Genomic DNA, 21902 nt, shown 5'->3' on the forward strand with positions numbered 1-21902 from the left:
CCGTACCACCCCAGTTCTCTGCCGAAACGTTATGAACACCCCGGCCGACCGTGTCAAAGGACACAGTCGGCTCCGGAGTATCTACGACAACTGCCGTATGGCGCTTCAGAATTGGGTGCTACCTCAGCCGGGCCATCAACGCGTGCTCGACCAGCGTGATCAGGGCACTCTTCGCATCGGCCCGGTGCCGGGCGTCGGTGGTGATGATCGGGGTGTCCGGACCGATCTGGAGGGCTTCCCGGACCTCGTCCGGGGTGTAGGGCTGCTGGCCGTCGAAGCCGTTGAGGGCGATGACGAACGGCAGGCCGCTGTTCTCGAAGTAGTCCACCGCCGGGAAGCAGTCCGCCAGGCGCCGGGTGTCCACGAGCACCACCGCGCCGATGGCGCCGCGCACCAGGTCGTCCCACATGAACCAGAAGCGGTCCTGACCGGGCGTACCGAACAGGTACAGGATCAGGTCCTGGTCCAGCGTGATACGGCCGAAGTCCATGGCCACCGTGGTGGTGGTCTTGTCCCCGGTGTGGGTGAGGTCGTCGATGCCGGCCGAAGCGGACGTCATGACGGCCTCGGTGCGCAGCGGATTGATCTCCGAGACGGCGCCGACGAACGTGGTCTTGCCCACGCCGAAGCCGCCCGCCACCACGATCTTCGCGGACGTGGTGGAACGACCCGCGTCAGAGCTTGCGAAGTCCACTGAGCACCCTTTCGAGCAGTGTCACGTCCGGGGCGCCGGTGGTCTCGTCGCCGCCCGGCTGGTGGATCGCGACGAGACCGGCCTCCGCGAGGTCCGCGACCAGGATGCGCGCCACACCCAGCGGCATGTTGAGCAGGGCGGAGACCTCGGCCACCGACTTGACCTCACGGCACAGGTGGCAGATCCGCTGGTGCTCCGGGAGCAGGCCCATGAGCGCGGCGGGGTCCGCGGTCGTACTGATCAGTGCCTCGATGGCGAGCTGATAGCGCGGCCGGGTCCGGCCGCCGGTCATGGCGTACGGCCGTACCAGCGGCTGGTCGCCCTCGTCCTCGTACGGCTCCGCGTACGGATCATGAGAGGCGGTGGGCGGGGTCATGGGTCCTCCGGGCGGGACAGCAAGTCGGTCGGATCAAGCCGTCTGACGGGGCCTGTGTGGGGTGTGTGGCGGCCGGACGGTGATGCGGTGAGACGGGTGGTGCCAGGGCTGATCAGTGGAGCAGACTGCCTTGGAGCTCGGCTCGCAGGTCCGGGGTGAGGACCGCGCCCGCGCGGTCGACCAGGAGCGCCATCTCGTAGCCGACGAGGCCGATGTCGCACTCCGGGTGCGCGAGGACGGCCAGGGACGAGCCGTCCGAGACGGACATGAGGAAGAGGAATCCCCGCTCCATCTCCACGACCGTCTGCGCCACCTCGCCGCCCTCGAAGATGCGCGAGGCGCCTGCCGTCAGGGACGTCAGACCCGAGGCGACGGCCGCGAGCTGGTCCGCGCGGTCGCGCGGGAAGCCCTCCGACATCGCCAGGAGGAGGCCGTCGGCGGACACGACGACGGTGTGGGACACCCCGGGGGTGTTGTCCACGAAGTTGGTGATCAACCAGTTCAGGTTCTGTGCCGCCTGGCTCATCGGACTCAACTAACGCTCCTGCTGGTGAGTGGGCCGTGGGAAGCTGCCGGTCTGGGTGGAACCGGCCTGACGACCCTGTGCGATACCCCGACGGAGATTGGTCAGCCGGCCGCGCACGTCATCGGGCGCGCGCGAGACCTGCGGACCGCTCTGGTGCGGTTGCTGCTGAGCCGTGCCCGGGACGAGGTTGGCCCGGGGCACCCGGCGAGGCAGGCCGGAGGTGGTGATCCCGCCCGCGGCGGGCTGGCGGACGCGCTCGGCCTGGCGGACGAGGTCGTCGTTGGGCGAGGTGCGCCAGCCGGCGGAGGCGGACCGCTGCGGGCCGGTGGAGCCCTGCGGCTGCTGGGGGGCGGCCGGAGCCGAGCCGTTGGTCTGCGGCTGCTGCTGCTCCTGCTGCCCGTGGAACCAGTTGGTCTCCAGCGTGTCGTACAGCGGGGTGCGCCCATCGCCCGGGCCGGTCGCCGGCGGCAGCGCCTCGGGCTCCTGCCGGGCGGGCCGCGGCTGCGGCGCGGGCGGGCGCGGGGCACCGAAGTCGGAGCCGCCCCGGCCGCCGTTGACCTGCGGCCGCTCGAACTGGCCGGTGCCCGCCGGGTCGGCCGGCGTGGCCGGACCGGGCAGCGGGGGCCGGCCGGAGCCGTTGTCCTGCCGCTGCGCCGGGTACTGACCGGTCGCGTCCTGACGGGGCGCCGGGTACTGACCCGTGGAGCCGTTGTCGTACGCCTGCGGGGCCTGCTGCGCCGGGTACTGGCCCGTGGAGCCGTTGTCGTACGCCTGCGGGGCCTGCTGCGCCGGGTACTGGCCCGTCCCGGGGGACGGGGCACGGTGGCCGCCCGGGGCGCCGAAGACGTCCGGCCGGACGAACTGGCCCGAGCCCTGGTCGTACTGCTCGCGATGCTGCGGGCCGCCGAAGTCGGCCGGGCCCTGACGCTCGTCGTCGCGCGGCACGGCCGGCATCTCCGCCGTCGAGCCGGGTCCCTGGCGGTCGTCGACGCGCGGCAGGGCCGACGTCCGGGAGACGTCCGGCTCCTCGTGGCCGCGCGGGGTGTCCAGCGAGGCGCGCGGCACCTGCGGCTGGGCGTTCTCGTCGCTCCAGCTCGGCACGCGCGGCTGCGGGTCGCCGCCACCGGGCAGCTCGGCCCGCGGGCCGCCGCGCGGCGGCAGCTGCGGCCGACGGCCCTTGCCCTGCTCGGCGTTGCCGCCCTGCTGCGGACGGCCCCGGCCGCCGCCGAAGGCGTCCTGCGGTCCGCCGGTGCCCGCGGCCTGCAGGCCCTGCGGGGCACCCGGCGCCTGGCCGAACCCGGCACCGGCACCGGCCGGAGCGGGACGGCCCTGCGGGGGCGGGCCCTGCTCGAACATCGAGTTGCCCGGGCCCTGCGGCCCGCGCGCTCCGCCCTGACCGGCCGGACGGCCGCCGTCGCCGTCGCGTCCGGGCAGCGCGGCCCGCGGACCCTGGCCGGCACCGAGCCGGCCACCGCCGGACGCGCCGCCACCGAAGGCACCGCCGCCGGGGGCACCGGCACCGAGCGCGCCGCCGTTCTGGCCGGCACCGGCGGCCCGCCGGGCCGCCGCCGCACCGGCCGCGGCCTGCGCGGCGGCCGGACCGCCACCGCCGACCGGCGGCTGGCCGCCCTGCTTGGGCTGGGGCTTCTTGCCGCCCTGGGCGACGTCCACGGGCAGCATGACCAGCGCGGTCGTGCCACCGGAGTCGGACGGGCGGAGCTGGATGCGGATGCCGTGCCGCTGGGAGAGCCGGCCGACCACGAACAGACCCATGCGGCGGGAGACGGAGACGTCCACCGTCGGGGGAGAGGCGAGCCGCTCGTTGATCGCCGCGAGGTCCTCGGGGGACAGGCCGATACCGGTGTCGTGGATCTCGATCAGCACCCGGCCGTCGGGCAGGGCGTGACCGGTGACCTTGACCTTGGTCTGCGGCGAGGAGAACGAGGTCGCGTTCTCCAGCAGCTCGGCGAGCAGGTGCACGAGGTCGTTGACCACGCGGCCGGCGACCTCGGTCGTCGGCACCGCGGCGAGCTCGATGCGCTCGTACTGCTCCACCTCGGACGCGGCGGCGCGGAGCACGTCGACCAGCGGGACCGGGCGGGTCCAGCGCCGGCCGGGCTCCTCACCGGCGAGGACGAGGAGGTTCTCGCCGTTACGGCGCATGCGCGTGGCGAGGTGGTCGAGCTTGAACAGCGAGGACAGCTGGTCCGGGTCGGCCTCGCGGGACTCCAGCTCGGAGATCAGCGACAGCTGACGCTGGATGAGGCCCTGGGAGCGGCGCGAGAGGTTGGTGAACATCGCGTTGACGTTGCCCCGCAGCAGGGCCTGCTCGGCGGCGAGGCGGACCGCCTCGCGGTGCACGTCGTCGAAGGCCGCGGCCACCCGGCCGATCTCGTCCCGGGAGTGCACACCGACCGACTCCACGGACGTGTCGACGTCCTGCGGGTCGGACTCGGACAGCTGCTTGACCAGCTCGGGCAGACGGTCGGAGGCGACCCTGGTCGCGGTCTCCTCCAGGCGGCGCAGCGAGCGGATCATGGACCGGGCCACCACGAAGGCGCCGACCAGCGAGACACCGAGCACGATCAGGATCAGCGCACCGGAGATGATCGCGTCGCGCTCGGTGGCGCTGCGCAGCTCGCGGGCCTTCTGTTCCATCTCCTCGAGCAGGGTGTGCTCGATGTTCTTCATCTGCTGGATCTTGGTGGAGCTGTCGTCCAGCCAGTCGCGGTAGGACCGCTTGTCCTGCTGGGCGAGGCCGCTCGCGGAGATCAGGGCACGGCCCGCGTAGGTGTCGGTGGCCTTGATCGTGGAGTTGCCGCCGTCCTCGATCGGCTTGAGCAGCTCGGCGGCGGCTTCCTCGCCGTAGATGCTCTTGAAGCTGCGGATCTCGGACTTCTGGCTCTCCAGGGCCGACTGGGCGTACAGCCGGTCGTTGGGAGAGAGCTTGCCGGTCGTGTCGTTGCTGGCGGGCAGCGCCGCGGCGAGGGCCGCGCGCTGGATCGAGGAGTACTCCTTGGCGGAGGAGAACGCCGCCAGCGCACGGGTGCGCTGGATCATGCCCGGGTTGCTGGTCGCCTCGGCCATGTCCTGGGAGAGGTCGATCAGGTTCTCGATCAGGCGGTGGTACGCCTCGATCGTCTGCGTGGAGTTGCCCTCGGAGGCGTAGGCGTTCTTGCGGATCTGTTCCAGGTCGCCGAGCTCGCCGGCGAGCTGGATGAGGTACTCGCGGACGCCCTTGAGGTTGCCGTCCTTGCTCGCGCTGTCGATCTCCTCGGACGAGTCGAGGAAGTTCTTGCGCGCCCGGTCGGTCTTCTCCCGCAGGCCCTTGACCGTGAAGTCGGTGGGCTTGCCGCCGTGCGCGAGCGGGCCCGCCGACTGGTCGCGCTCCTCCTGGAGGGCGGCCGACAGCTCGGTGGCCTGCTTGGTCATGTCCGTCAGCAGCTTCATGTTGTCCAGCTGCTGGATGTCGTCCATGGACTGGTTGATACGCAGCGCGCCCAGCGAGGTGGCCGCGACCACCGGGAGCGCGAGCAGCGACACCAGGCGGGTGGAGATGCGCCAGTTGCGCAGGGCTATTCGCGGACCGGGGCCGGTCGGCCCGGTCGGCGGCTTCAGGGCCGGGGCCGGACCCGCGGGCCCCGAGGGGGCCGACGCACCGGGGCGCCCGGAGCGGTCACCGCCGTCACCGGCCGGGCCCGGGTTCTGGGCGTGCTGGGGCGAGGGGCCGCCATTCATGGGGCCAGTCCCGCCGTGCGGCTCCGGCTCCGCCGAAGCGTTGCCATCCCTCTTGAAACGTCCCTGCACTAGCGTCGCAACCTCTGGACCAGGCACCCCGTCGGATGAACGGCGGGGCACGGTGTCGGCGTTCTGGGGACGCCCTGAGTACGCCCCCGTGGTGGTCGTGGGTGACCGGCGCTGGTTCCCCCTTCTCACCGCCACTCGGCGCGTCTGTGCGCCCCCTGTGCGCCGGCTCGATCCCGCGGCGGTCCGTGGCATTCCAGCACAGCACGGGATCTCCAACAAGGTTCGTAGGCCAGGCCGTGACATAGGTGACACCACGTGAAGGCCGGATCACCGGTCGTAGAAAGCGAGTTCGGCTATTTCGGTCATATGCCCGCGAGTCGCCGAGCGGTCACAGGTGTCCCAGTCGCCATGATCAGGAGCGGAATGATGGCTTCACAGACCCAATGTCCGCTTCGTCGCACTGGAACCAGGGTCCGGAATGACCGATTCGCCCCCTGATTCGTGAGAAAACTCACATGCTGATCATGACCTTTCCGCGGCCCGGGCCGGGAATCCGATGTTTAGCCTGACGCTTTACAGAGATGGCAAAACCGACAACCCGCGCCCGGCCGGGGGTTCTTACACCCCCGCGGCGCCCGTCACAGGACAGGGTCGAGTAAACAGTGAAGACGACGACGATGTTCCACAAGATCGCCAACCCGCGACGCACGACGCTGGCGCACCTCGACGACGCCGACGAACTGCAGACGCCGGAACAGCCGGAGCACCGCGTCGAACTGCCCACCCAGACCGCCAACCCCAAGCGCACCGTCCTCATGGAGGTTCCCGTCGCGGCCGCCGCGGCCGCGGAGTGACACCAGGACATACGCGTGCCGGCCGCGGGATGCTCACCGCGGCGGCGACGAACTGCGAGGGGCGCCCCCGGCGGCGGGGACGCCCCTCGTCCGTGCGCGCGGCGGGGACCCCTCCCCGCGTTAGCCTGGAGCGTCAGACTCCAGCCGCTTCAGTCAAGGGGCCAAGCATCCCGTGCGCATCGCCAGGTTCTCCATCGACGGGAACGTCGCCTTCGGCGCCATCGAGGGCGAGAAGCAGGACGAGCTCGTCCTGGACATCATCAAGGGCATCCCGTTCGCGGACTTCGAGCTCTCCGGCACGAAGGTGCCGGTCGGCAAGGTGAGGCTGCTGCCGCCGGTGCTCCCCAACAAGGTCGTGGCCTTCGGCCGCAACTACGCGGAGCACGCGCGCGAGCTGGGCAACGAGGTGCCCGAGGCCCCCTTCGCCTTCTTCAAGCCGTCCACCTCGGTCATCGGCCCCGGCGACGAGATCCGGTACCCCTCCTTCTCCGAGGAGGTGCACCACGAGGCCGAGCTGGCCGTGGTCATCGGCCGGATGTGCCGCGAGGTCCCGCGCGAGCGCGTCAAGGACGTGATCTTCGGCTACACCTGCGCCAACGACATCACCGCCCGCGACGTGCAGAAGCGCGAGAAGCAGTGGGCCCGCGCCAAGGGCTTCGACACCGCCTGCCCGCTCGGCCCCTGGGTGGAGACCGACCTGGACCCCTCCGACCTGACCATCCAGCTCACGGTGAACGGGCAGCAGCGCCAGCTCGGCCGCACCAGCGAGATGATCCACTCGGTCGAGGACCTGATCGTCAACATCTCCGAGGCCATGACGCTGCTCCCCGGCGACGTGATCCTCACGGGCACCCCGGCTGGGGTCGGCCCCCTGAACGTCGGCGACGAGGTCGCCGTCACCATCGAAGGCATCGGCACTCTCACCAACAAGGTTGTCAAGCGTGGCTAGCGCATCCGCCCCAGCAGTCCGTGTCCGTTTCTGCCCCTCGCCCACCGGTAACCCCCACGTCGGCCTGGTGCGCACCGCCCTGTTCAACTGGGCGTTCGCCAAGCACCACCAGGGCACCCTGGTCTTCCGCATCGAGGACACCGACGCGGCCCGCGACTCCGAGGAGTCGTACACCCAGCTGCTCGACTCGATGCGCTGGCTGGGCTTCGACTGGGACGAGGGCCCCGAGGTCGGCGGCCCGCACGCGCCGTACCGCCAGTCGCAGCGCATGGACCTGTACAAGGACGTCGCCGCCAAGCTGCTCGACGCCGGCCACGCCTACCACTGCTACTGCTCCCAGGATGAGCTGGACACCCGCCGCGAGGCCGCCCGCGCCGCCGGCAGGCCCTCCGGCTACGACGGCCACTGCCGCGAGCTGACCGCCGCGCAGGTCGAGGAGTACCAGGCCCAGGGCCGTGAGCCGATCGTCCGCTTCCGGATGCCCGACGAGACGATCACCTTCACCGACCTGGTCCGCGGCGAGCTGACCTTCACCCCGGAGAACGTCCCGGACTACGGCATCGTCCGCGCCAACGGCGCCCCGCTGTACACGCTGGTCAACCCGGTCGACGACGCCCTGATGGAGATCACCCACGTCCTGCGCGGCGAGGACCTGCTCTCCTCCACCCCCCGGCAGATCGCCCTGTACAAGGCGCTGATCGAGCTGGGCATCGCCCAGGGCATCCCGCAGTTCGGCCACCTGCCGTACGTCATGGGCGAGGGCAACAAGAAGCTCTCCAAGCGCGACCCGCAGTCCAGCCTGAACCTCTACCGGGAGCGCGGCTTCCTGCCCGAGGGCCTGCTCAACTACCTCTCCCTGCTCGGCTGGTCCCTCTCGGCCGACCAGGACGTCTTCACGATCGACGAGATGATCGCCGCGTTCGACGTCTCCGACGTGAACCCGAACCCGGCCCGCTTCGACCTGAAGAAGTGCGAGGCCATCAACGGCGACCACATCCGCATGCTGGACGTGAAGGACTTCACCGAGCGCTGCCGCCCGTGGCTGCAGGCGCCGTTCGCCCCCTGGGCCCCGGAGGCCTTCGACGAGGCGAAGTGGCAGGCCGTCGCGCCGCACGCGCAGACCCGGCTGAAGGTGCTGTCGGAGATCACCGACAACGTCGACTTCCTGTTCCTGCCGGAGCCGGTCCAGGACGAGGCGTCCTGGAACAAGGCCATGAAGGAGGGCTCGGACGCCCTGCTGCGCACGGCCCGCGAGAAGCTGGAGGCGGCCGACTGGACCTCCGCCGAGTCGCTCAAGGAGGCCGTCCTGGCCGCCGGTGAGGCCCACGGCCTCAAGCTCGGCAAGGCCCAGGCCCCGGTCCGGGTCGCCGTCACCGGCCGCACGGTCGGCCTGCCCCTGTTCGAGTCCCTGGAGGTCCTGGGCAAGGAGAAGACCCTCGCCCGGATCGACGCGGCGCTGGCGAAGCTGGCCGGGTAACGGCACGGTGGCCCCGAGGGCGGCGTCCGGTCCGGGTGCCGCCCTCGCCGTGCCCGCCCGGCCGTCACCCGCTCCACTGGACCTGCGGCGGCACCGCCGGCGCCCTGGACCGCGCCGCCGACCGCAGGATCGCGGTCCCGGCCGACCGCGGTCCGGCCCGCCGCGCCGACGGCTTCCTGCTCCGCGAGAACCGCACCACCCGCGAGCTGCCGCACCGACTTCCACGTGGGCTGAGAACCGGGCGTGGTGGGTACGGTCCGGCCATGAGCATTCGCGCCGTGGTCTGGGACGTCGACGACACCCTGTTCGACTACACCACCGCCGACCGCCTCGGCATGCACGCCCACCTGACGGCGGAGGGCCTGGTCGACGACGACGAGAGCGTCGACCGGGCCCTCGCCCGCTGGCGGGAGGTCACCGAGCGGCAGTGGGCCCGCTTCTCGGCCGGCGAGGCCACCTTCGAAGGCCAGCGCCGCGACCGGGTGCGGGTGTTCCTGGACCGGCGGCTCACCGACGCCGAGGCCGACGCGTGGTTCCAGCGGTACATCGCCCACTACGAGGCGGCCTGGACCCTCTTCCCGGACGTCCTGCCCGTCCTCGACGCCCTCGCCGCCAGCCACCGGCACGCCGTGCTCTCCAACTCCAGCCTGCACGTCCAGGACCGCAAGCTGCGCGCCCTCGGCGTCCACGACCGCTTCGAGACCATCCTGTGCGCGGCGGAACTGGGCGTCTCCAAACCGGACGCCGGCGCGTTCCTCGCCGCCTGCGAGTCCCTCGGCCTGCCACCGCACCAGGTCGCCTACGTCGGCGACCACCCGGAGATCGACGGGCGGGGCGCCGCCGACGCCGGGCTGCTGTCGGTGTGGATCGACCGCGGGGGCCTGTACGCCACGATCGAACCGCCCACCGGCCCGCACCGCATCGCCTCCCTCGCCGAACTGCCGTCTCTGCTCGGCGCGGATACTCGTTTTGGAGCCCCGTCCACCTTCGGGTAATGTTCTTCCTGCGCCGCGGGGAGCGGGCCGGAAGGCCGGAGCCCCAGAGCGCAAAGCTAGAACACGATCCCCCCAGGGGCTTGCGTTCCAGTGGCCTATGGTGTAATTGGCAGCACGACTGATTCTGGTTCAGTTAGTCTTGGTTCGAGTCCAGGTAGGCCAGCTCGCAGAGCTCATCTGCAAAGCCCCCGTTGTGTAGCGGCCTAGCACGCTGCCCTCTCAAGGCAGTAGCGCCGGTTCGAATCCGGTCGGGGGTACTGGTTCCGGAGATCGGCAGTTGGACGATCGTCTCGGGACTGCTAGGGCCCCCGTTGTGTAGCGGCCTAGCACGCCGCCCTCTCAAGGCGGTAGCGCCGGTTCGAATCCGGTCGGGGGTACTGACTGGTCTAAACCACATTGGTCTATGGTGTAATTGGCAGCACGACTGATTCTGGTTCAGTTAGTCTTGGTTCGAGTCCAGGTAGACCAGCTCGGACCTGCGGAAACGCAGGATCCACGCCCCCGTTGTGTAGCGGCCTAGCACGCCGCCCTCTCAAGGCGGTAGCGCCGGTTCGAATCCGGTCGGGGGTACAGAGTGAAAGGCCCTCCACCTCGGTGGAGGGCCTTCTCGCGTGCGCCACGAGGGGGCGCGGGGAGCTGTGCGATCAACCACCGAGGGCCCGCGGCCGACGACGAAACGCTCCCTGCCACGGCGCCTGGCCGGGGGAAGACCTGCCGCGGCGTTGAGGCCGGCCTCCCCCGCATCGCTCAGCCGCGCCGCAACGCCTCGGAGAGGCGCCCCGCCGCGTCGATCACGGCCTGCGCGTGCATCCGCCCCGGGTGCCGCGTCAGCCGCTCGATCGGCCCGGAGACGGAGACGGCCGCCACCACCCGGTTCGACGGCCCCCGCACCGGCGCGGACACCGACGCCACGCCCGGTTCCCGCTCGCCGATCGACTGGGCCCAGCCCCGCCGCCGTACGCCCGACAGGGCCGTCGCCGTGAAGCGGGCCCCCTGCAGACCGCGGTGCAGCCGCTCCGGCTCCTCCCAGGCCAGCAGGATCTGCGCCGAGGAGCCGGCCTTCATGGTGAGCGTCGAACCGACCGGGACCGTGTCCCGCAGGCCGGACAGCCGCTCCGCCGCGGCGACGCAGATGCGCATGTCGCCCTGGCGGCGGTAGAGCTGCGCGCTCTCGCCCGTGACGTCCCGCAGATGCGTGAGCACCGGTCCCGCGGTGGCGAGGAGGCGGTCCTCACCCGCGGCCGCGGCCAGCTCGGCCAGGCGGGGGCCGAGAATGAAACGGCCCTGCATGTCGCGCGCCACCATGCGGTGGTGTTCCAGGGCCACGGCCAGGCGGTGGGCCGTGGGTCGTGCCAGTCCGGTGGCGCCGACCAGGCCCGCGAGGGTGGCCGGACCGGACTCCAGAGCGCTCAGGACGAGGGCCGCCTTGTCCAGAACGCCGACGCCGCTACTGTTGTCCATGCAACGATACTCGCGTCTCACTCTGTGAAACGCAAGTTCAAATTTCCGCGGAACCCGCCACCCTGGAATCACGAAGTCACAACGGCCCGTGACGTAAGGGCCTGGTGGTGTGTGCCCGGAATCAGGGGAACGGGCACCGCCTCTCAAGATCTCTAGTTGGGTCGGCGGATGGCCGTCGGCCGGAGGGAACAGCGATGGGTAGGACACTCGCGGAGAAAGTCTGGGACGACCATGTCGTCCGCCGCGCGGAGGGCGAGCCCGACCTTCTCTTCATCGATCTGCACCTGCTGCACGAGGTGACCAGCCCGCAGGCCTTCGACGGTCTCCGCAAGAGCGGCCGCCCCGTGCGGCGCCTCGACCTCACCATCGCCACCGAGGACCACAACACCCCCACCCTCGACATCGACAAGCCCATCGCCGACCCGGTCTCCCGGATCCAGCTGGAGACGCTGCGCAAGAACGCCGCCGAGTTCGGGGTGCGCCTGCACCCGCTGGGCGACGTCGAGCAGGGCGTCGTGCACGTCGTCGGCCCGCAGCTGGGCCTGACCCAGCCCGGCATGACCGTCGTCTGCGGCGACTCCCACACCTCCACGCACGGCGCCTTCGGCGCCCTGGCCTTCGGTATCGGCACCTCCCAGGTGGAGCACGTGCTGGCCACCCAGACGCTGCCCATGACCCGCCCCAAGACCATGGCGATCACGGTCGACGGCGAACTGCCCGAGGGCGTCACCGCCAAGGACCTGATCCTGGCGATCATCGCCCGGATCGGCACCGGCGGCGGCCAGGGCTACGTCCTGGAGTACCGCGGCGAGGCCATCGAGAAGCTCTCGATGGAGGCCCGGATGACCATCTGCAACATGTCGATCGAGGCCGGCGCCCGCGCGGGCATGATCGCCCCGGACGAGACGACGTTCGCCTACCTCAAGGGCCGCCCGCACGCCCCCGAGGGCGAGGACTGGGACGCGGCCGTCGCGTACTGGAAGACGCTGAAGACGGACGAGGACGCCGAGTTCGACGCCGAGGTCGTCATCGACGCCGCCGAACTGTCCCCGTTCGTCACCTGGGGCACCAACCCCGGGCAGGGCGCACCGCTTTCGGCGTCCGTCCCCGATCCCGCTTCGTACGAAGACGCGTCGGAGCGCCACGCCGCCGAAAAGGCCCTGGAGTACATGGGGTTGGAGGCCGGGCAGCCGCTGCGCTCCATCAAGGTGGACACCGTCTTCGTAGGCTCGTGCACCAACGGCCGCATCGAGGACCTGCGGGCCGCCGCCGAGCTGCTCAAGGGCCGCAAAGTCGCCGACGGCGTACGGATGCTGGTCGTGCCCGGCTCCGCGCGGGTCGGTCTGCAGGCCGTCTCGGAGGGCCTGGACGTCGTCTTCAAGGAGGCCGGCGCCGAGTGGCGGCACGCGGGCTGCTCGATGTGCCTGGGCATGAACCCCGACCAGCTGGCCCCGGGGGAGCGCTCCGCGTCCACCTCCAACCGCAACTTCGAGGGACGGCAGGGCAAGGGCGGCCGTACGCACCTGGTGTCGCCGCAGGTCGCGGCGGCCACCGCCGTCCTGGGCCACCTGGCCTCCCCGGCCGACCTGGCCGACGCCGACGTCCCCACGCCCGCTGGAGTCTGATCAGTCATGGAAGCATTCACCACCCACACCGGCCGGGCCGTCCCGCTGCGCCGCAGCAACGTCGACACCGACCAGATCATCCCCGCCCACTGGCTCAAGAAGGTCACGCGCGACGGGTTCGAGGACGGGCTGTTCGAGGCCTGGCGCAAGGACGCGTCCTTCGTGCTCAACCAGCCCGAGCGGCAGGGCGCGACCGTGCTGGTCGCGGGCCCCGACTTCGGCACCGGCTCCTCCCGCGAGCACGCCGTCTGGGCGCTGCAGAACTACGGCTTCAAGGCCGTGATCTCCTCCCGCTTCGCCGACATCTTCCGCGGCAACTCGCTCAAGAACGGCCTGCTCACGGTCGTCCTGGAGCAGCAGACCGTGGACGCGCTGTGGGAGCTCACCGAGAGGGACCCGCAGGCGGAGATCACCGTCGACCTGGTCGCCCGCGAGGTGCGCGCCGAGGGCATCACCGCCGCCTTCGAGCTGGACGAGAACTCCCGCTGGCGGCTGCTGAACGGCCTCGACGACATCTCGATCACCCTGCAGAACGAGGCGGACATCGCCGCCTACGAGGCGAAGCGCCCGTCGTTCAAGCCGCGGACCCTCCCGGTCTGATCCGGAGCATGATCCGCCGGACCTGAACAAGGCGACTTTCGGCCACCGCAACACCCCCGCCGTACCCCCGATCAGCCCGATCGGGGGTACGGCCGTTTCTGCACCCGAACGGCCCCGTCCACCCCCAGGTCGGCAGCCAACTGGCCACGTTATGACGGTGGTTGTCGGGGTAGGCGACTGGTACGGCCGTGCCTTCCGGGTGTGCCCGGAAGGCCGTTTGAGGCGGCAGTTGTCCCCTGCGCAGGCGACAACTCGCCCCAGATGGCACAATCTGTGCATGGAACACGACGGCCAACTCAAGCTCTATGCGGCAGTCGCGGACCAACTCAAGGAAGCGCACGCAAGGGTGCGCGCACTGCAAGTCCCGGAGGGCGTACGGATGGCGCTGACCCGGAAGCTGCTGGTCATTACGGCCGCGGCCAAGCACGATCTCGCCGACGCGGCACGGCGGCTGGAGCGGTTCACCGCGGACCTCGACGAGGGGCGTCTGCCCGACGAGGAACGCTGAACCCGCCGATACCGCCGGGCTCGCTGCGGCACAAGGGTGATAAGCCCGTTTCGTGTTTGATTTGCGGTATATATCTGCCTAACGTGCGAAAAAGCTTGAACACTTTCGTTCTGGCGATGTCTCCGAAGGGGAAGACGTGAACAAGGCGCAGCTCGTAGAAGCGATTGCCGACAAGATGGGCGGCCGCCAGCAGGCCGCCGATGCTGTCGACCATGTACTGGACGCCATCGTCCGCGCGGTGGTCGCGGGTGACCGGGTCTCGGTCACCGGCTTCGGTTCCTTCGAGAAGGTCGACCGTCCGGCCCGCTACGCCCGTAACCCCCAGACGGGCGAGCGGGTTCGGGTCAAGAAGACCTCCGTTCCGCGTTTCCGCGCGGGCCAGGGCTTCAAGGACCTGGTCAGCGGCTCGAAGAAGCTCCCGAAGGGCGACATCGCCGTCAAGAAGGCCCCCAAGGGCAGCCTGTCCGGCCCGCCCCCCACCATCGCCAAGTCCGCGGGCAAGAAGGCCGCGGCGAAGAAGACGGCGGGTGCGGCGAAGACCACCACGGCGCGCAAGACGGCCGCCAAGAAGGCCACCACCACGAAGACGGCGGCCGCGAAGAAGACCACGGCGAAGAAGGCGCCCGCCAAGAAGACCACGACGGCGGCCTCCAAGACCACCGCGGCCAAGAAGACCACCGCCAAGAAGTCGTCCCCGGCGAAGAAGGCGACCGCCAAGAAGGCACCCGCCAAGAAGTCGACGGCGCGCAAGACCACCGCCAAGAAGACCACCGCCCGCAAGAAGTAGGGGCGCCTGGGTACTCACGCGACGGGCCGGACTCCCTGACGGAGTCCGGCCCGCGGCGTGTTCGGGAAGTGGCCCGAGTGCTCAGAGGGTCTGCAGGGTCACCAGAGTGATGCGCGGGGCGTCCTGCGGACCCTCCACCTCGATCCGCACCCGCTGCCCCGGGCGCAGCAGCCGCAGGCCGCCCGCGTCGAACGCCGCCGCGTCGAAGGGCACCGGCGTGCCGTCGTCGAGGAGGACCTGCCCGCTGCGGCTGCCGGGGTCGTAGGTGTACGCGGTCGCCTGCATGCCCGCAGCCTACTGCCCGGGGATCAGCAACCGCGCGGCGGCCGCGGCCGTATGAGGGCCCACCCCCAGGGCCAGCGCGCTGCGCAGGTCGTCGCCGGTGTCCACGTCCTGGCGCACGGAGTCCACGGCGGCGAGGGACAGTTCCACGGCGCCGGACGCCCGGTGCCGGGCCCGGGAATCGGTGCCGAAGGCCGGGTGCAATGCGCGGCCCGGGGCGGCGGCCAGCAAAGTCGTGCCGATTGCGGCCGCGTCCGGCAGAAATGCGCGCGGGAATTCCGCGGCGGCCCGGAGAACCCGGGACAATTCCCGCGGGCGCAGCGCCGGCAGATCGGCGTTGAGCGCGGCCACCGCACTGCCCGGACGTTTGGAGCGCACGGCCGCCGCCGCGTGTGCGAGTGCGGCGTTGAGACCGCTGCCCGGCTCGTCGGCGATGATCGCGGCGCCGAGCGCGGCCAGCTCGCGGCCCGCCCGGGCGTCGTCCGTGACGACTGCCACATCCCGCACCGCCGGGCAGGCCAGCACGGCCGCCACCGTGTCCAGGGCGAAGGCGAGCGCCAGATCCGGCCGCAGCCCGTCGCCGGCGGTGTCCGCCAGCCTGCTCTTGGCCTGGGCCAGCGGCTTCAGGGGTACGACCAACGTCCACTGCACGGGTGTTCCGTCCTCCTCTTGTCGCGGTCATTGTCACCCGGGGCATCTGGCGGCCGGCGTGTCGGGGCGTACGGTGTTCTCGACAGACCGGCGGCCTGGGGCGACACTTGTGCGGCCCCCCGTGGCCGCCGCTTCAGGCCCTAGAGGAAGGTGTCCGCGTGCCCCGCCGCAGAATCGGCTTCTGGTACCGCTTCGCCGCGGTGATCTGCAAACCGCCGCTGGTGGTACTGCTCAGGCGGGACTGGCGCGGAATGGAGCACATTCCGGCCGAGGGTGGATTTATCACCGCGGTGAACCACAATTCGCACATCGACCCCTTCGCTTACGCGCACTTTCAGTACAACACCGGGCGCGTCCCGCGATTCCTCGCGAAGAGCGGGCTTTTCAAGAAGGGATTCGTCGGAGCCGCGATGCGCGGCACGGGGCAGATTCCCGTCTACCGCGAGAGCACGGACGCGCTCAGCGCCTTCCGGTCCGCGATCGACGCCGTGAACCGCGGGGAATGCGTCGCCTTCTATCCCGAGGGCACCCTCACCCGCGACCCGGACGGCTGGCCCATGACGGGCAAGACCGGGGCCGCCCGCGTCGCCCTGCAGACGAAGTGCCCGGTGATCCCGGTGGCCCAGTGGGGCTGCAACGAGCTGCTGCCGCCGTACGCGAAGAGGCCGCGTCCGCTGCCGCGCAAGACGCACCACGTGCTCGCCGGACCGCCGGTCGACCTCTCGCGGTTCTACGACCGGGAGATGACCGCGGACCTGCTGAAGGAGGCCACGGAGGTCATCATGGCCGCCATCACCGCCCAGCTGGAGGAGATCCGCGGCGAGAAGGCGCCCGAGACGCCCTACGACCCGCGCCGGGAGCGGATCGAGCAGCGGCGACGCACGCAGGCGCAGTCGCAGCGGGGCGGGCAGGAACCGGGGCGGTCGGTGCGCTCGGCACGGTCGCCGCAGTCGGCGCAGGAAGAGGGGCTGGGTACGTGAGCAAGCCGGTCAAGGCGGCGGTTCTGAGCGCCGGTTCGTGGGGCACGGCCTTCGGCATGGTGCTCGCGGACGCGGGGTGCGAGGTGACCCTCTGGGGGCGCCGCCCGGAGCTCGTGGAGGCGATCAACTCCACGCGGACCAATCCCGACTACGTCCCGGGCGTCGAGCTCCCCGAGGGCGTGCGGGCCACCACGGACCCGGCCGAGGCCGCCGCGGACGCCGACTTCACCGTCCTGTCGGTCCCCTCGCAGACCCTGCGCGGCAACCTCGCCGAATGGGCCCCGCTGCTCGCCCCGGACACCGTCCTGGTGTCGCTGATGAAGGGCGTCGAACTCGGCTCCGCGATGCGGATGAGCGAGGTCATCGACGACGTGGCCAAGGTCGGCCAGGACCGGATCGCCGTCGTCACCGGCCCGAACCTGGCCCGGGAGATCGCCGCCCGGATGCCGGCCGCCGCCGTGGTCGCCTGCACCGACGAGGCCGTCGCCCAGCGGCTCCAGGCCGCCTGCCACACCCCCTACTTCCGCCCGTACACCAACACGGACGTGGTGGGTTGCGAACTGGGCGGGGCCGTGAAGAACGTCATCGGCCTGGCCGTCGGCATCGCGGACGGCATGGGCCTCGGCGACAACGCCAAGGGCTCGCTCATCACCCGCGGCCTCGCCGAGACCACCCGGCTCGGCATGGCGCTCGGCGCCGACCCGCTGACCTTCTCCGGACTGGCCGGCCTGGGCGACCTGGTGGCGACCTGCTCCTCGCCGCTGTCGCGCAACCACACCTTCGGCACCAACCTCGGCAAGGGCATGACCCTGCAGGAGACCATCGCGGTCACCAAGCAGACCGCCGAGGGCGTCAAGTCCTGCCAGTCGGTGCTGGATCTGGCCCGCCGGTACGGCGTCGACATGCCGATCACCGAGACGGTCGTCGGCATCGTGCACGAGGGCAAGCCTCCGGTGGTCGCCCTCAAGGAGCTGATGTCGCGCAGCGCGAAGCCCGAACGACGCTGAGCGACGCGAGCCGGAGGGCGCTGTCTCCGGGCCCTACCACCGGGTACTCTCAACGCGATATGAGCACCGAGTACCTCCCCCAGAGCCCCGAGCAGCCGCCTCGCAAGCCGCGTGTGGCCGTCGTGTTCGGCGGGCGCAGCTCCGAACACGGGATCTCCGTGGTCACCGCCGGCGCCGTCCTGAAGGCCATCGACCGGTCGAAGTACGACGTCCTCCCGATCGGCATCACCCAGGACGGCCGTTGGGCGCTCACGGCGGACGAGCCGGAGCGGATGGCGATCGTCGACCGGCGCCCGCCGAGCGTCGACGCGCTCGCCGAGTCGGCCGAGGGCCAAGTGGTCCTCCCGGTCGACCCCGCCAACCGCGAAGTCGTCTACAGCGAGCCGGGATCGGTGCCCAAGGCGCTCGGCGAGGTCGACGTGGTCTTCCCGGTGCTGCACGGCCCGTACGGTGAGGACGGCACCCTCCAGGGCCTGCTGGAGCTCTCCGGCGTCCCGTACGTGGGTTCGGGCGTGCTCGCCTCGGCCGTCGGCCAGGACAAGGAGTACATGAAGCGGGTGTTCACCTCCTTCGGGCTGAAGGTGGGCCCGTACGTGGTGATCCGGCCGCGCGAGTGGCAGCGGGACGAGGCGGCCGCCCGCAAGAAGATCGTGGACTTCGCCGGTGAGCACGGCTGGCCGCTGTTCGTGAAGCCCTCCCGCGCCGGTTCGTCCATCGGCATCACCAAGGTCGACGACCTGTCCGGCCTGGACGAGGCGATCGCCGAGGCACAGCGCCACGACCCCAAGGTCCTGGTCGAGGCGGCCCTGCGCGGCCGCGAGATCGAGTGCGGCGTCCTGGAGTTCGAGGACGGCCCCCGGGCCTCGGTCCCCGCGGAGATCCCGCCGCCCCAGGCGCAGGCCTACTACGACTTCGAGGCCAAGTACATCGACTCGACACCCGGCATCGTGCCCGCGCCGCTGACGCCCGAGGAGACGGCCGAGGTCCAGCGCCTGGCGGTCGACGCCTTCGAGGCGGCCTCCTGCGAGGGCCTGGTCCGCGCGGACTTCTTCCTCACCGAGGACGGGGATTTCGTGATCAACGAGATCAACACGATGCCCGGCTTCACGCCCATCTCGATGTACCCGCAGATGTGGCAGGCGAGCGGCGTGAGCTACCCGGAGCTCATCGACCGGCTGGTCCAGGCGGCCCTGCGCCGCTCCACGGGCCTGCGCTGAGGCCCTGCCCGGACCGGCCGGCAGGCGATCAGGAGGCGATCCCCTCGGGGATCGCCTTTTTCACAGCCGGAGCCAGGTCGATCAGGACAGCGGAGCTGTCCACCCCCTCCGGCACCCGGACCTCCACGTAGGCCTCGCGGTTGGCGCTGGTGAACCGGTGTCCGTCGCCCTCCTTCTCCATCAGCCAGTCCACGCCGTTCACACCACCGGCGACGGCGTCCGCGTCCCGCCCCTCGGCGACCTTCGGGTCGACCATCTTCGGCGGCTGCGGCACACCGCAGCGAAGTATGATCGCCGGGCTGCCCCAGCCGGCCGTCAGCGCCGACGCGGGTTCGGGGTCCTCGCGACGCTCACCGCCCACCCTCGCGGGCAGTACCTTGTCCAGGTTCCGGCACAGTTCCGTGACCCCGGCGTCCGGACTGGGAACCGCCGCCGACGCGGTGTCGTCTGCTGAGGAGCAGCCCGCGGCAGTGATCAACAGCGCGAGGGCGGGCAGGTGGAACACACGGAGGACACGGCGGTGCCGGTGACGGAAAGAGTGCACCGGCACAGGGTAGACGGGGGCTACAGATGGACGACCGGGCAGGTCAGGGTGCGGGTGATGCCGTCCACCTGCTGAACCTTGGCGACCACCATCCGGCCGAGGTCGTCGACGGTGTCGGCCTGGGCCCGCACGATCACGTCGTACGGTCCCGTGACGTCCTCGGCCTGGATGACCCCAGGGATCTTGCTGATCGTCTCGGCGACGGTCGACGCCTTGCCGACCTCCGTCTGGATCAGGATGTACGCCTGTACCACGGAACCTCCAGGGCGGCCACGAGGATCATGTGGGGAAGAGGAACGCCACGGTATCGCGTCGCCGCTCGCCGCGGGGAGACCTGCGGATACCGGGTCTTGCGCGCCGGGGTGCAGGTCCGGCAGAACGTGACGGTCACCGCATCGACCGTAGCGAGGACCGAGGTGCCCCGCGACCGGGCACGGACAGGGACAGAAGGGGAGCAAGGGCAATGAAGGGCACTGTTGGTGAGCTCGGTGAGTTCGGGCTCATCAGGGAGCTCACCTCCCGTCTGACCACCACCCCGGCGGTCCGGGTCGGCCCCGGCGACGACGCCGCCGTGGTGGCCGCCCCCGACCGCAGGGTCGTGGCGAGCACGGACATCCTGGTGGAGGGCCGGCACTTCCGGCGGGACTGGTCGACGGCCTACGACGTGGGCCGCAAGGCCGCCGCGCAGAACCTGGCCGACATCGCCGCCATGGGCGCCGTGCCCACGGCGCTGCTGCTGGGCCTGGTCGTCCCGGCCGAACTGCCGGTGACCTGGCCGAGCGAGCTGATGGACGGACTGCGCGACGAGTGCCAGGTGGCGGGCGCGGCCGTGGTCGGCGGGGACGTCGTGCGCGGCGACTCGATCATGGTGTCCATCACCGCGCTGGGCGACCTGCGCAACCAGGAGCCGGTGACGCGGGCGGGCGCCCAGCCCGGCGACCTCGTCGCCGTCACGGGCTGGCTGGGCTGGTCGGCGGCCGGGTACGCGGTGCTGTCCCGGGGGTTCCGCTCGCCGCGGGCGTTCGTGGAGGCCCACCGGCGGCCCGAGCCGCCGTACCACGCGGGGCCGGCCGCCGCCGGACTCGGGGCGACCGCCATGTGCGACGTGAGCGACGGGCTGATCGCCGACCTCGGGCACATCGCCGAGGCGAGCAAGGTGCGCATCGACATCCGCTCCCAGGCCATCGACATCCCGTCCCAGATGAACGACATCGGGCAGGCCGTCGGCGTCGACCCGATGCAGTGGGTGCTGACCGGGGGAGAGGACCACGCGATCGTGGCGACCTTCCCGCCGGACGTGAAGCTGCCCGCCCGCTGGAAGGTCATCGGCGAGGTGCTCAACCCCTCGGCGCTGCCCCAGGTGACGGTCGACGGGGCACCGTGGACCAGCAAGGGCGGCTGGGACCACTTCGGAGACCTGGACTCATGATCCCCAACGTTCTCACGGTGGCGGGCTCCGACTCCGGCGGCGGCGCGGGCGTCCAGGCCGACCTGAAGACGATGCTCGCGCTCGGCGTGCACGGCATGAGCGTGATCACCGCGGTGACCGCGCAGAACTCGCTCGGCGTGCAGGGCGCCTGGGAGCTGCCGGTGGAGGCCGTGCGGGCCCAGTACCGCAGCGTCGTCGACGACATCGGCGTCCAGGCGGTCAAGACCGGCATGCTCGCCTCGGCGGAACTCGTCGAGACGGTCGCCGAGTTGATCGCCGGGACGGACGCCCCGGCGGTCGTCGACCCGGTCGGCGTCTCCAAGCACGGCGACCCGCTGCTCGCCGCCTCCGCGCTGGACTCGGTCCGCACGAAGCTGCTGCCGGTGGCGACGGTGGCCACGCCCAACCTCGACGAGGTGGCCCAGCTGACGGGCGTGCGCGTGGAGTCGGAGGGGGAGATGCGGCGGGCGGCGGCGGCCGTGCTCGCGTACGGGCCGCGCTGGGCGCTGATCAAGGGCGGTCACCTCGCGGGGGACGCCGTGGACCTGCTCACGGACGGCTCCGAGGAGCACTGGCTGCGCGCGCCGCGGCATGACAACCGCCACACCCACGGCACCGGCTGCACCCTCGCCTCCGCGATCGCCGCACGGCTCGCGAAGGGCGACTCCGTGCCGGAGGCGGTGGCGGCGGCCAAGGAGTACGTCACCGGGGCCGTCGCGGCGGGGTTCGCGCTCGGCGGGGGCATCGGGCCGGTGGACCACGGCTGGCGGTTCCGCGACGGCCGGTGACGGCGCCGCCACTCCCCCGGCGACCGCCGCGAACCGCAGGGCTCACCGCCGGGGCGAGCCGCCGGGCACGCCAAAGAGCCGGTCCACCTGGGTGGACCGGCTCCTACAGCGAACCAGCAGTGGCCGCGCGCTAGCTGAGCGTCAGCGCGAGACCTTGCCGGCCTTGATGCACGAGGTGCAAGCGTTCACGCGCTTCGGCGTCCCGCCCACCACGGTACGCACACGCTGGATGTTCGGGTTCCAGCGGCGGGACGTACGGCGGTGCGAGTGCGAGATGTTGTTGCCGAAGCCCGGCCCCTTGCCGCAGACGTCGCAGTTGGCAGCCACGGGTCACTCCAAAGACTTCAGATGCACTTACGGTTAATCCCGGCATGCCGGGATCGAGATCCTGTGGCTCCAGGGAGC

The 21902-nt window shown here is 71.2% G+C and carries 23 protein-coding genes and 5 tRNA genes; 18 read left to right on the plus strand and 10 right to left on the minus strand.

What is annotated here, in order from left to right; genetic code table 11:
* Positions 1-118 precede the first annotated feature (118 nt).
* From AC07DA_RS06600 to AC07DA_RS06615, 4 genes are all read right to left on the minus strand, one after another.
* A complete protein-coding gene (locus AC07DA_RS06600) occupies positions 119-694 on the minus strand; it encodes a GTP-binding protein (RefSeq protein ID WP_020271455.1) in 576 nt (191 codons plus the stop codon).
* A complete protein-coding gene (locus AC07DA_RS06605; RefSeq protein ID WP_159535968.1) occupies positions 675-1070 on the minus strand; it encodes a DUF742 domain-containing protein in 396 nt (131 codons plus the stop codon). The genes AC07DA_RS06600 and AC07DA_RS06605 overlap by 20 nt, the downstream gene beginning before the upstream one ends.
* Positions 1071-1182: 112 nt before the next feature.
* A complete protein-coding gene (locus AC07DA_RS06610; protein WP_030851929.1) occupies positions 1183-1596 on the minus strand; it encodes a roadblock/LC7 domain-containing protein in 414 nt (137 codons plus the stop codon).
* Between the two features lie 9 nt (positions 1597-1605).
* Positions 1606-5403: a sensor histidine kinase gene (locus tag AC07DA_RS06615; RefSeq protein WP_479125188.1), complete on the minus strand. Its 3798-nt coding sequence runs from the start codon at positions 5401-5403 to the stop codon at positions 1606-1608.
* Between the two features lie 602 nt (positions 5404-6005).
* Between AC07DA_RS06615 and AC07DA_RS06620 the strand changes: the two genes are divergently transcribed.
* The 9 genes from AC07DA_RS06620 (at position 6006) to AC07DA_RS06660 (ending at position 10188) form a co-directional block, all read left to right on the plus strand.
* On the plus strand, positions 6006-6197 hold the full coding sequence (locus AC07DA_RS06620) for a hypothetical protein (RefSeq protein WP_479125440.1): 192 nt from the start codon (positions 6006-6008) through the stop codon (positions 6195-6197).
* Positions 6198-6369: 172 nt separating this feature from the next.
* A complete protein-coding gene (locus tag AC07DA_RS06625) occupies positions 6370-7146 on the plus strand; it encodes a fumarylacetoacetate hydrolase family protein (RefSeq protein ID WP_479125190.1) in 777 nt (258 codons plus the stop codon).
* The gene (gene gltX / locus AC07DA_RS06630; RefSeq protein ID WP_479125192.1) at positions 7139-8623 is read left to right on the plus strand and encodes a glutamate--tRNA ligase; all 1485 of its coding nucleotides are present in this window, start codon (positions 7139-7141) and stop codon (positions 8621-8623) included. The genes AC07DA_RS06625 and gltX overlap by 8 nt, the downstream gene beginning before the upstream one ends.
* Before the next feature lie 263 nt (positions 8624-8886).
* Positions 8887-9618: an HAD family hydrolase gene (locus tag AC07DA_RS06635; protein WP_479125194.1), complete on the plus strand. Its 732-nt coding sequence runs from the start codon at positions 8887-8889 to the stop codon at positions 9616-9618.
* A 91-nt stretch (positions 9619-9709) separates the two neighbouring features.
* Positions 9710-9781, plus strand: a tRNA-Gln gene (locus AC07DA_RS06640).
* Positions 9782-9802: 21 nt separating this feature from the next.
* Positions 9803-9875: transfer RNA gene (locus tag AC07DA_RS06645), tRNA-Glu, on the plus strand.
* A gap of 47 nt (positions 9876-9922) precedes the next feature.
* Positions 9923-9995, plus strand: a tRNA-Glu gene (locus tag AC07DA_RS06650).
* Positions 9996-10015: 20 nt separating this feature from the next.
* A tRNA-Gln gene (locus tag AC07DA_RS06655) sits at positions 10016-10087 on the plus strand.
* Positions 10088-10115: 28 nt separating this feature from the next.
* Positions 10116-10188 (plus strand) — tRNA-Glu (locus tag AC07DA_RS06660).
* A 177-nt stretch (positions 10189-10365) separates the two neighbouring features.
* On the opposite strand, the gene ndgR is transcribed toward AC07DA_RS06660, so the two are convergent.
* Positions 10366-11079 (minus strand): IclR family transcriptional regulator NdgR, encoded by a 714-nt coding sequence (gene ndgR / locus AC07DA_RS06665; protein ID WP_094055732.1) that lies wholly within the window; start codon positions 11077-11079, stop codon positions 10366-10368.
* A gap of 194 nt (positions 11080-11273) precedes the next feature.
* Between ndgR and leuC the strand changes: the two genes are divergently transcribed.
* From leuC to AC07DA_RS06685, 4 genes are all read left to right on the plus strand, one after another.
* Entirely contained in the window at positions 11274-12704 is a 1431-nt protein-coding gene (gene leuC / locus AC07DA_RS06670; RefSeq protein WP_479125196.1) for a 3-isopropylmalate dehydratase large subunit, read from the plus strand.
* A gap of 6 nt (positions 12705-12710) precedes the next feature.
* A complete protein-coding gene (gene leuD, locus AC07DA_RS06675) occupies positions 12711-13304 on the plus strand; it encodes a 3-isopropylmalate dehydratase small subunit (RefSeq protein WP_479125197.1) in 594 nt (197 codons plus the stop codon).
* Between the two features lie 277 nt (positions 13305-13581).
* On the plus strand, positions 13582-13812 hold the full coding sequence (locus AC07DA_RS06680; protein ID WP_479125198.1) for an SCO5555 family protein: 231 nt from the start codon (positions 13582-13584) through the stop codon (positions 13810-13812).
* Between the two features lie 136 nt (positions 13813-13948).
* Positions 13949-14599, plus strand: coding sequence for an HU family DNA-binding protein (locus AC07DA_RS06685; protein ID WP_479125199.1), 651 nt, complete (start codon positions 13949-13951; stop codon positions 14597-14599).
* Positions 14600-14680: 81 nt separating this feature from the next.
* On the opposite strand, the gene AC07DA_RS06690 is transcribed toward AC07DA_RS06685, so the two are convergent.
* Both AC07DA_RS06690 and cofC read right to left on the minus strand, forming a co-directional pair.
* Positions 14681-14884: a hypothetical protein gene (locus AC07DA_RS06690; RefSeq protein ID WP_479125201.1), complete on the minus strand. Its 204-nt coding sequence runs from the start codon at positions 14882-14884 to the stop codon at positions 14681-14683.
* A 9-nt stretch (positions 14885-14893) separates the two neighbouring features.
* On the minus strand, positions 14894-15532 hold the full coding sequence (cofC, locus tag AC07DA_RS06695) for a 2-phospho-L-lactate guanylyltransferase (protein WP_479125202.1): 639 nt from the start codon (positions 15530-15532) through the stop codon (positions 14894-14896).
* Between the two features lie 158 nt (positions 15533-15690).
* Here cofC and AC07DA_RS06700 point away from each other — a divergent pair, with 158 nt between their 5' ends.
* The 3 genes from AC07DA_RS06700 to AC07DA_RS06710 are packed head-to-tail and all read left to right on the plus strand — an operon-like array spanning position 15691 to position 18736.
* Entirely contained in the window at positions 15691-16512 is an 822-nt protein-coding gene (locus AC07DA_RS06700) for a lysophospholipid acyltransferase family protein (protein WP_479125204.1), read from the plus strand.
* Positions 16509-17519, plus strand: a complete 1011-nt coding sequence (locus AC07DA_RS06705; protein WP_479125206.1) for an NAD(P)H-dependent glycerol-3-phosphate dehydrogenase — start codon at positions 16509-16511, stop codon at positions 17517-17519. The genes AC07DA_RS06700 and AC07DA_RS06705 overlap by 4 nt, the downstream gene beginning before the upstream one ends.
* Positions 17520-17578: 59 nt before the next feature.
* Positions 17579-18736, plus strand: coding sequence for a D-alanine--D-alanine ligase family protein (locus AC07DA_RS06710; RefSeq protein ID WP_479125207.1), 1158 nt, complete (start codon positions 17579-17581; stop codon positions 18734-18736).
* A 28-nt stretch (positions 18737-18764) separates the two neighbouring features.
* Here the strand turns inward: AC07DA_RS06710 and AC07DA_RS06715 are convergent, their stop codons facing one another.
* Both AC07DA_RS06715 and AC07DA_RS06720 read right to left on the minus strand, forming a co-directional pair.
* On the minus strand, positions 18765-19280 hold the full coding sequence (locus AC07DA_RS06715) for a DUF3515 domain-containing protein (protein WP_479125209.1): 516 nt from the start codon (positions 19278-19280) through the stop codon (positions 18765-18767).
* A 20-nt stretch (positions 19281-19300) separates the two neighbouring features.
* The gene (locus AC07DA_RS06720) at positions 19301-19534 is read right to left on the minus strand and encodes an Lrp/AsnC family transcriptional regulator (protein WP_003997603.1); all 234 of its coding nucleotides are present in this window, start codon (positions 19532-19534) and stop codon (positions 19301-19303) included.
* A 209-nt stretch (positions 19535-19743) separates the two neighbouring features.
* Here AC07DA_RS06720 and AC07DA_RS06725 point away from each other — a divergent pair, with 209 nt between their 5' ends.
* Complete coding sequence (locus tag AC07DA_RS06725) at positions 19744-20709, plus strand: thiamine-phosphate kinase (RefSeq protein WP_333933749.1); 966 nt, start codon at positions 19744-19746, stop codon at positions 20707-20709.
* Positions 20706-21497: a bifunctional hydroxymethylpyrimidine kinase/phosphomethylpyrimidine kinase gene (gene thiD / locus AC07DA_RS06730; protein WP_479125211.1), complete on the plus strand. Its 792-nt coding sequence runs from the start codon at positions 20706-20708 to the stop codon at positions 21495-21497. Before AC07DA_RS06725 ends, thiD begins: the two co-directional genes overlap by 4 nt.
* 141 nt (positions 21498-21638) lie before the next feature.
* Here thiD and rpmB read toward each other — a convergent pair whose 3' ends face one another.
* Positions 21639-21824: a 50S ribosomal protein L28 gene (rpmB, locus tag AC07DA_RS06735; protein ID WP_003993230.1), complete on the minus strand. Its 186-nt coding sequence runs from the start codon at positions 21822-21824 to the stop codon at positions 21639-21641.
* Between the last annotated feature and the right edge of the window lie 78 nt (positions 21825-21902).

The sequence above is a fragment of the Streptomyces sp. NPDC044921 genome (assembly GCF_056432865.1).